The 1,151-nt window shown below is 68.2% G+C and carries 1 protein-coding gene; it reads right to left on the bottom strand.

What is annotated here, in order from left to right; all coding sequences use genetic code 11:
- Window positions 1-34: 34 nt before the first annotated feature.
- Window positions 35-1,027, bottom strand: coding sequence for an IS3 family transposase (locus AB0I41_RS35235; protein ID WP_357115837.1), 993 nt, complete (start codon window positions 1,025-1,027; stop codon window positions 35-37).
- Window positions 1,028-1,151: the final 124 nt, after the last annotated feature.

The following is a 1,151-nucleotide window of genomic DNA, read 5'->3' as shown; positions in this document are numbered from 1 at the left end:
CGGAACTTGTCAAGGCCGGTGAGGCCAGCGGGTGTTACGCCGCTTGTGGCATTGGTTGATCGTCGGCTGCTGGTTCGGGTGGGTTGATCCAGACGGTGTCGGGCAGGCGTAGTGCTTGGGGTCTGGGTCGGGTGGAGAAGCGTTCGGGGTGGGCGGTCCAGGCGGCGTCGAGGGCGTGGGCGCGTAGGGCCTGCTGGGCTGTGGCGTGGCCGTAGTGGACGTCGGCGGGGGTGTGGAGACCGATCCCCGAGTGGTGGTGTTCGTGGTTGTACCACTGGAAGAACGTGTCGCAGAACGTGCGGGCGTCAGCCAGTGACCCGAAGCGTTCGGGGAACGTGGGGTGGTACTTGACGGTTTTGAACGCGGCTTCGGAGAACGGGTTGTCGTTGCTCACGCGTGGGCGTGAGTGTGAGCGGGTGACGCGTAGGTCGGCCAGGAGGGTCGCGACGCGTTTAGAGGTCATGGACGTGCCGCGGTCAGCGTGCACGACGTGCGGGACGCCGTGCACCGCGATGACATCGGTGATGAAGTCGTGGGCGATCTCCGCGCTCTCGCTGGTGGCGACGTGGTGGCCGACGACGTACCTGGACCAGATGTCGATCATCACGTAGGCGTCGTAGTAGACGCCCTTGGCCGGGCCGGGCAGTTTCGTGATGTCCCAGGTGAAGACCTGGCCGGGTGCGGTGGCGGTCAGTTCGGGGCGGGCCCGGGCGGGGTGTCGGGCCTGGCGGCGCCGGTCGATGACCTGGTTGTTGGCGCGCAGGATCCGGTAGAGGGTGGAGATCGAGGCCAGGTACATGCCCTCGTCGAGGAGCGTCGCGAACGCCTCGGTCACGGTGGTGTCGACGAACCGGTCGCTGTCGAGTACCGCCAGGATTCGGGCACGTTCAGCGGCGGACAGTCGGTTCGCTGGCGCCGGTCGAGGCGTAGGTGCACACGTCACCGGCGGGCGGGCGCGTCGGTGGGCGGTGCTGCGGGCCATCCCGGTCAGACGGGCCGCGTCCCGGGTCGTGGTCCGGGCAGCCAGTAGCTGGGCGTGCGCGTCGGTCAGGGCTTGGTCGGCTTGGTGTCGGTGTCCGCGCTCTCGGAGATCTCGGCCAAGAGCGCGTGTGCTTTTCCCATGATGTCCAACGCCGCCTCGGTCCGGGCGA

Origin of the sequence: Micromonospora sp. NPDC050200, from assembly GCF_040656135.1 — a bacterium.
Classification (GTDB): domain Bacteria; phylum Actinomycetota; class Actinomycetes; order Mycobacteriales; family Micromonosporaceae; genus Micromonospora.
This window is presented reverse-complemented; position numbering and strand designations above follow the sequence as displayed.